Genomic DNA, 7,405 nt, shown 5'->3' with positions numbered 1-7,405 from the left:
ATACGCCTACGACCCGTTCGGAAGACGCCTTTCCAAAGAACGCCAAGACAAACTCGCCCGGACGAGCACCGAGCCGAAACGCACCCACTTCGTCTGGGACGGAACGCGATTACTTCAGGAGTACACCTACAAAGGCAGCTACACCTATATCTACACCGACCAAGACAGCTACGAACCGCTGGCGCAAATCTTTGACAACGCCAAAGACAGCAAACAATACCTCGCCTATTTCCACAACGACCAAATCGGCATCCCGCGTGAGATGACCGACATCCACGGCAATCTGTTGTGGTACGGCGAATACACCGCCTGGGGTCGTCTGAAAAAGGACGGGCGTGTCTATCAGAACGCCCATCAGCCGTTCAGACTGCAAAACCAGTACTTCGATGAAGAGACCGGGCTGCACTATAATTTTTTCCGTTACTATGAACCAGATGCTGGTAGATTCATTAATCAAGATCCGATTAGATTAATTGGTGGAGATAACCTATATCAGTTTGCTGATAATATACAAAAGTGGAATGACCCATTAGGTTTGTGGAGAAGGAATGCTTATCTTGGTAGAACACCATCTAAAGTTTCAGCAACTGGTCGTGCTGTTATGAAGCGTATGCTTCGTGATAATTTAATTACAGGTATTACAGAAAAACAAATAGATGCTTTAACTCGTACCTCCCAAATTCCCAAAGATGCAAAATTTAAAGATGTGGATGGTAAAGAATATTCTTTACGAGGAGCGCATATGGGACACAATCCAGAAGATGCCGTCGACTATTGGAATAGGTGTGGTCGTTATTATGGAGCTAAATCCAAGCCTGTTAGGGATTGGATGTTAAATCCTGATAACTATAGGTTGGAATATGGACCAGGAAATTGTTCACGTGGTGGTAAAAGTAAATCACGATATAAGAAACCTCGAAAACCAAGAAATGGTAAAGTACCTAAAGGTTGTTAATTGCTAAATATTTTAAGAAATAAAAGGAATAGTTATGTATTTAGAAGAGCAAAATTCAGATTTAAATGATGAAATTAATGATCTAATTTGTTTATCAAATGATTTGACAAGTATCGAAGATAGATTAGCTGTCAAACTAAAAGCATGGAATTTAATTCCTGAACCTAAGATAAATTGGGTCGAACCAACTTCTTCAGTCGCTAATGGTATTTCTGGAGTTTATGAGGAAAAAGGGGATTACAAAGCAGCATTAGAATGGGTACTACTTGCCTTAAAAGCTAGAGAAATAGAGCCTGATGCAAGTATATTTTGTGATGCAGGTGCAATATATTTTGAGCTTGGTGATATGGACAATGCCTATAAATACTTTCATCTTACGTATAATGAACTTCGTTATCAGCCATTTTCATATCGAGATAGGAAATATTGGCAATTTTATAAGCAACGTAAAGAAGAATTAAATCCTAAGAAAAAAGCCAAAAAGTAAGATTCGATATTTTCAGACGACCTCAAAACCTTCTTTGAGGTCGTCTGAAACATTTGTTCTTTAACAACCTGATCTACCGCCAGTTGCCCAACGGCGAAAACCAATATTACCAATACGATTTAGAAAACCAACTCGTCCGCGCCGAAATCAAAAAGCCCGCCGGCAACACCGAGATCTGGGAATACGCCTACGACCCGTTCGGCAGACGCCTTTCCAAAGAACGCCAAGACAAACTCTCCTGGACGAGCACCGACCCCAAACGCACCCACTTCGTCTGGGACGGCAGCCGCCTGTTGCAGGAGTACACCTACAAAGGCAGCTACACCTATATCTACACTGACCAAGACAGCTACGAACCGTTGGCGCAAATCTTTGACAACGCCAAAGACGAAACCCAATACCTTGCCTATTTCCACAACGACCAAATCGGCATCCCGCGCGAGATGACCGACATCCACGGCAATCTCCTATGGTACGGCGAATACATAGCTTGGGGCCGTCTGAAAAAGGATGAGCGGGTTTACAAGAACGCGCATCAGCCGTTCAGACTTCAAAATCAGTATTATGATGAAGAGACGGGGCTGCACTATAATTTTTTCCGTTACTATGAACCTGATACGGGTCGTTTCATCAATCAAGATCCAATTGGGTTGTTTGGTGGAGATAATCTATATTCATTTGGTAATCAAGTATTGGATTTTATCGATCCACTTGGTTTAAAAATTTATGGCCATAGAAAAAACGGAACATTTAGGAAAAAACCTGGACCGAAATCCAAGAAGAAAAGCGCGGGCAAAGGGGAATGTATCCAAAATAAAAAAGATGGTGATGCTCGCGAAGCCTTACATAAACAAGACTTGGATGCCAAATATGGAGCTGACCGTATATTGAGTCAGAAACACTTGAGAAATAAAAAGGGCGAAATTGTTAGCGACCCCTTGACAGGTGAATCTCGCAAACTTGATTTTGTGATTAAGGGAGCTGGTAAAGATGGTGGTGCTCATGCTCAAGAGGTAACCAGTCTGACTGCGTCTAAGACAGCACAAGCTCTAAAAGAAGGTCGAATCAGAGATGCAGGTGGGGTGTATGTCAGAGACGGAAAATCCTTGATTAAAGTTGATGGATTGTCTGAAATTGTCCGATTACCATAGGAGATAATATTATGGATTTTGTTTTATTTGATCACCAACTATTATTGAACAGAAGTAACGATATTGATTATAAAGAAGGTATTATAAAATCAACTATTTCATTAATGAATTTTCTTAAAAAAAATGATTTACTCATAGGTATTGATCCTTTTAATGAGGACGGTTCTATTAAAGAAAATATCGTTATTAGAAAGTCTAACGTAACTGATGAAGGATTCCAATTATTTGTTAAACCAGTAAATAATTGGTGGAATGCTTTGGATAGGGGAACTTCTCCCGAGAAAGTTACTATTTTGGAGAATGGATTGAAAAAAATTCGTGCTGCGAAAAAGTAATTTTATATTTTCAGACGGCCTCAATATCTCTTTTGAGGCCGTCTGAAACATTTGTTCTTTAAAAATTTCTCATCCATACACTGGGCAACCTGATCTACCGCCAGCTGCCCGACGGCGAAAACCAATATTACCAATACGATCTCGAAAACCAACTCGTCCGCGCCGAAATCAAAAAAGCAGCGGGCAATACCGAAATCTGGACATACGCCTACGACCCGTTCGGACGCCGCCTCTCGAAAGAACGCCAAGACAAACTCGCCTGGACGAGTACCGAGCCGAAACGCACCCACTTCGTCTGGGACGGCAGCCGCCTATTGCAGGAATACACCTACAAAGGCAGCTACACCTATCTCTACGCCGACCAAGACAGCTACGAACCCCTAGCCCAAGTCTTCCGCAACAACCAAGACGAAGCGCAATACCTCGCCTATTTCCACAACGACCAAGTCGGCATCCCGAAAGAGATGACCGACATCCACGGCAATCTTCTCTGGTACGGCGAATACACCGCTTGGGGTCGTCTGAAAAAGGATGAGCGGGTTTACAAGAATGCGCATCAGCCGTTCCGACTGCAAAACCAGTATTATGATGAAGAGACCGGGCTGCATTACAACCTGATGCGCTATTATGAGCCTGAGGCCGGGCGGTTTGTGAATCAGGATCCGATTGGGCTGTTGGGGGGTAGTAATCTTTATTGGTTTGCGCCTAATGTACTGGGATGGATTGATCCTTCTGGTTGGGCTAGAACGGAAACTATTGATCCTCCATGTGATATTAAACACAAGTTTCGATTATTGGCTAGATTCCGCAAACGTAAAAAAATGCCTAAGGCAGGGTCTGAATTGGATGCGCATACAGCTGCTCGTTTAGAAATCGGTGGTCGAGTATTTTATGGACATAATGGACACGGAATAGATACTACTTTTGACAAAGTCAATGCTATTACTAAGACACATGCAGAAGGGCATGTTACTCAAAGAGCTTTAAATGCTGGTATGAAAGGTAAAGCAAAAACAGCTGATATTTATGTTGATAGAGAATTATGCCCTTCATGTGGTAGAAACAATGGTATTGGTTCGTTAGCTAGAGAGTTAGGGCTTGAGTCAATTAATGTACATACACCTAGTGGAAGCAAAAGATATTTCCCACCTAAATAAGGAAGTTATTATGGAAATTACTTTGGATAACTGGAATGGATCTCATTGTAAGGAAGAGGTTTATCATATTAATTCCTCGGAAAGACTTTTAGAAATTTTAGAAAAATTAGATGCTAAGCAACATACTCTTGTAAATTTAGTTTTATCAGAAGAAAACTATTTAATGATTGGTGGAGGGGGAGGGAAATATGTTGTAACAGGTGGAGAAAATGGCATCATTTTTAATTTAATAAACTCTAACGAAGGAAGTACCTCAAAAATAGAATTAAATACGGGAGGGCAAATTGGCTTGTTTGAGTCTAAATATATTTTATCTAAAGAAATAGCATTCAAATGTGCTGTAAAATGTTTGACTATGGGATGTATTCCACAAAACGATTTAGATTTATCCTGGGAAAAATATTAAAGCAAACCCAGTAAGTTGGTTGAATTAAGGCAAAACCAAACCATAGGGTAGTTTGAAACATAACTTTCAGATGACCTTCGTTTGATTCCTTACGGATAAGCAAGCCGTAGCCCACACAAAACCTTTAGTTTTGACGTAGCAACTGTATTTTTCACCCCGTCGGGCAAAAATACCAAAACTCAAATCAAGCTGTTCGGATACCGTTCTCGGTGATACCGTTCCCGGCAAAGTAATCACGCATCCGGGCATTCAATATCGTCAGCAGTTTGCGCATACATGCCGTAACGGCAACCTTATACGGCTTACCCTTGGACAGCAGGCGTTGATAGAAATCCCGAATAAGCGGTTCAAAACGTGTCGCTACCACGGTTGCCATATACAGTGCCTTACGCACCGCAGACCTTCCGCCGAAGCAGCGGCTTTTGAATTTGGTTTCCCCACTCTCCCTCGGGTGTGGGGCAATACCGACCAAACTCGCTATCCGTTTGTGTGACAGCCGTCCCAATTCGGGCAGCATCGCCATCAGCGTAGCCGTCGTTGTCGAACCGATGCCTTTGATCTGCTCTGCCACTTGGGCTTTGCCGTCAAAATGCGTGTGGGTGTGGTCGTCAATTTGTTTGTCCAATTCGTCAATCAGCCGGTCAAAATGGGCAATCAGTTGTTTGACGCTTTCGACTTGCGTTTCGTGAACCTGATGCAGACGGTTTTTCTCGGCAGTCCGCATATCCACCAGTTGGTTGCGGCGGTTGACCAATGCTTCCAACACTTCTTCCGCTTCGGTGGGCGGGTGGTAGAGCATGGTTTGCCAACCTTCTTTCTGTGCCGTCATCTGTGCGAAGAAGGCGAGCATTTTGGCATCTTTGCATCGGTTTTGGTCAGCGACTGTGATTGGGCAAACTGATGCGTCTGACGAGGGTTGGCGATAATCACGGCTATGCCTGCACGGTGGATAGCCTTGACGGCGGGGACTTCGAGACCGCCGGTGCTTTCCATGACGACGAGGGCGACGTTGTGTTTTTTAAGGTATTCGACGGTATGGGTGATCCCTTTGGGGTTGTTGGTTTCGGTTTTGGTTTTAGACAAAGACGAAACGGCGATGGCGAAGTTTCGTTTGGCGATGTCGATGCCTGCGTAATTGTGTTGGATACTCATCATAAACCTGCCTTGCATTCGGTTGTGTTGTCTGGCAACTGTCCGGTTGTGTCGATGGCGCTCCCTGAGCTACGTGACGGTTGTTTGCCTTGGGTGTGTACGGGTGGCGGCCGGGCGGTTTGTTGCTATGATACGGAAGTTCCGATATACAAGGGTGTGTGGCTCTGCCACGCACGCGGTCGGTTGGATATGCAGGCTACGGCTTGCTGAAAATGGGGGGGCAGGCTGCGTTGAGGGTTATAAAGATTTCAGATGACGTTTGAGGTCGTCTGAGAGGGTTGGGTTAGCGGGTAGGTTGGGTTACCAAACCCAACAAAACGGGAGAGTACGGTTTTGTTGGGTCTAGACCCAACCTACGCTTGCTTACTAGGTTAAAAATTAACGATATTTAGGACGTGTGTTCGAATTTTTATTCGAGTAGCAGAATTTTGAAGGCTTTTTAAATCTTTAACAAGTTCGGGATCTGTATTAAATTGTATTTTGGCTTCTCCTGCTGATTTATTATCATGTAATCTAACATAGAAAAGAACATTAAATCTACTATTTGAAGTAAATTTTTCTTGACTATTTTTATAAAAAAATATTTCTTTTACATTTCCTGACGCAATTACCTCCGTAGCAATTACACTATATTTTCCTTCGTTTTTAACAGAACAAGATATTTGAATAACCTTTTTCTTATCAATGCGAAAATTTTCATTTCGCGTGCAGGTTTCAATTTTTATTTTTGGTTGGAATGTATTATCTAAAAGTAAGCTAATATTTTTATCACGCTCTGTTGCTTTAAACTGTTGGATACTCAATTTCAAGTTAGAAATATCAGCTTGCAATTTCAAGGTTTCGTTTTGAAATCTTTCTCTATCAAGGGAAATTCTTTCTTTTTCATTCTCTAATGTTGGCTTTGATATCTTCTCGTATTGAAAATATAAGCTTCCAAAAGAAATTAGACCACCTACAAATGCTCCAACAATAGCCGCATAAACTTCATTACTCATTTTCAATACTTTCTATTTCAATGAATTACAGAGTAATCTTCAAATATTTCCCAGTATAACTGATTTTTGCTTTCACCACATCCTCCGGCGTTCCACAAGCAATAATCCTTCCTTCCCCATCACCTCAGTTTTAATCACGTCCAGATTATGCTCGATAATCACAATCGAGTTGCCTTTGCCTTTCAGACGGCCTGAGACCTTTGCAAAAAAGCCCTTCCCCCGACAGCAGAAACCCAAAAACAGGTTTTCGGCTGTTTTTATTTCAAATACCTCCTGATTTTACCCAAATATCCCCTTAATCCTCCCTGGACACCTGATAATCAGGCATCCGGGCCGCCTTTTAGGCAGCAACAGGCGCACTTAGCCTGTTGGCGGCTTTCAACAGGTTCAAACACATCGCCTTCAGGTGGCTTTGTGCACTCACTTTAATCAGCCCGAAATAGGCTGCCCGGGCATAGCGGAATTTACGGTGCAGCGTACCAAAGCTTTGTTCGACCACATAACGGGTTTTCGACAAATATCGGTTACGTTTGGTTTGCGCTTCCGACAACGGATGTTTACGGTGGGCTTTGCGCATAATGCCGTCCAGTAACTGATGCTCTTTTAGATGTTTCTGGTTTTCCTCACTGTCATAGCCTTTGTCGGCATAGACGGTCGTGCCTTCGGTTATCCCTTCCAACAAAGGCGACAGGTGGTTGCACTCATGGGTATTGGCTGGGGTGATGTGCAGTTTCTCGATATAGCCTTCCTCATCGGTGCGGGTATGT

The 7,405-nt window shown here is 42.9% G+C and carries 7 protein-coding genes and 2 pseudogenes; 6 read left to right on the top strand and 3 right to left on the bottom strand.

The genetic code is table 11. The annotated features are described in order from the left end of the window. The 6 genes and pseudogenes from Q3O12_RS02180 to Q3O12_RS02155 form a co-directional block, all read left to right on the top strand. The coding region (locus Q3O12_RS02180; protein ID WP_301669126.1) for an RHS repeat-associated core domain-containing protein at positions 1–955 on the top strand (955 nt) is incomplete at its 5' end. Positions 956–989: 34 nt separating this feature from the next. Then, entirely contained in the window at positions 990–1,442 is a 453-nt protein-coding gene (locus Q3O12_RS02175) for a tetratricopeptide repeat protein (protein ID WP_301669125.1), read from the top strand. A gap of 53 nt (positions 1,443–1,495) precedes the next feature. Beyond that, a complete protein-coding gene (locus Q3O12_RS02170; protein WP_301669123.1) occupies positions 1,496–2,593 on the top strand; it encodes an RHS repeat domain-containing protein in 1,098 nt (365 codons plus the stop codon). A gap of 11 nt (positions 2,594–2,604) precedes the next feature. Further along, on the top strand, positions 2,605–2,928 hold the full coding sequence (locus tag Q3O12_RS02165) for a DNA polymerase III (protein ID WP_301669122.1): 324 nt from the start codon (positions 2,605–2,607) through the stop codon (positions 2,926–2,928). A 77-nt stretch (positions 2,929–3,005) separates the two neighbouring features. Further along, positions 3,006–4,085 (top strand): annotated as a pseudogene (locus tag Q3O12_RS02160) (RHS repeat-associated core domain-containing protein); the annotation flags it as partial. Positions 4,086–4,095: 10 nt separating this feature from the next. Beyond that, the gene (locus tag Q3O12_RS02155; RefSeq protein ID WP_118778823.1) at positions 4,096–4,491 is read left to right on the top strand and encodes a hypothetical protein; all 396 of its coding nucleotides are present in this window, start codon (positions 4,096–4,098) and stop codon (positions 4,489–4,491) included. A 184-nt stretch (positions 4,492–4,675) separates the two neighbouring features. Here the strand turns inward: Q3O12_RS02155 and Q3O12_RS02150 are convergent. From Q3O12_RS02150 to Q3O12_RS02140, 3 genes and pseudogenes are all read right to left on the bottom strand, one after another. Continuing rightward, positions 4,676–5,661, bottom strand: a pseudogene (locus Q3O12_RS02150) (IS110 family RNA-guided transposase). Between the two features lie 353 nt (positions 5,662–6,014). Next, positions 6,015–6,638, bottom strand: a complete 624-nt coding sequence (locus Q3O12_RS02145) for a hypothetical protein (protein ID WP_118778821.1) — start codon at positions 6,636–6,638, stop codon at positions 6,015–6,017. A gap of 340 nt (positions 6,639–6,978) precedes the next feature. Further along, on the bottom strand, positions 6,979–7,405 hold a 427-nt coding region (locus Q3O12_RS02140; protein WP_301669121.1), incomplete at its 5' end, for a transposase.

This window comes from Neisseria benedictiae (assembly GCF_958267435.1).
Taxonomy (GTDB): domain Bacteria; phylum Pseudomonadota; class Gammaproteobacteria; order Burkholderiales; family Neisseriaceae; genus Neisseria; species Neisseria bergeri.
The sequence above is the reverse complement of the archived record's forward strand: the minus strand, read 5'-3'. Positions and strand labels throughout refer to the sequence as shown.

Bases quoted from the DNA above. Each gene is read 5' to 3' on its own strand.
- Q3O12_RS02145 (WP_118778821.1), bottom strand. From the start codon at position 6,638: ATGAGTAATGAAGTTTATGCGGCTATTGTTGGAGCATTTGTAGGTGGT.
- Q3O12_RS02175 (WP_301669125.1), top strand. From the start codon at position 990: ATGTATTTAGAAGAGCAAAATTCAGATTTAAATGATGAAATTAATGAT.
- Q3O12_RS02155 (WP_118778823.1), top strand. From the start codon at position 4,096: ATGGAAATTACTTTGGATAACTGGAATGGATCTCATTGTAAGGAAGAG.
- Q3O12_RS02165 (WP_301669122.1), top strand. From the start codon at position 2,605: ATGGATTTTGTTTTATTTGATCACCAACTATTATTGAACAGAAGTAAC.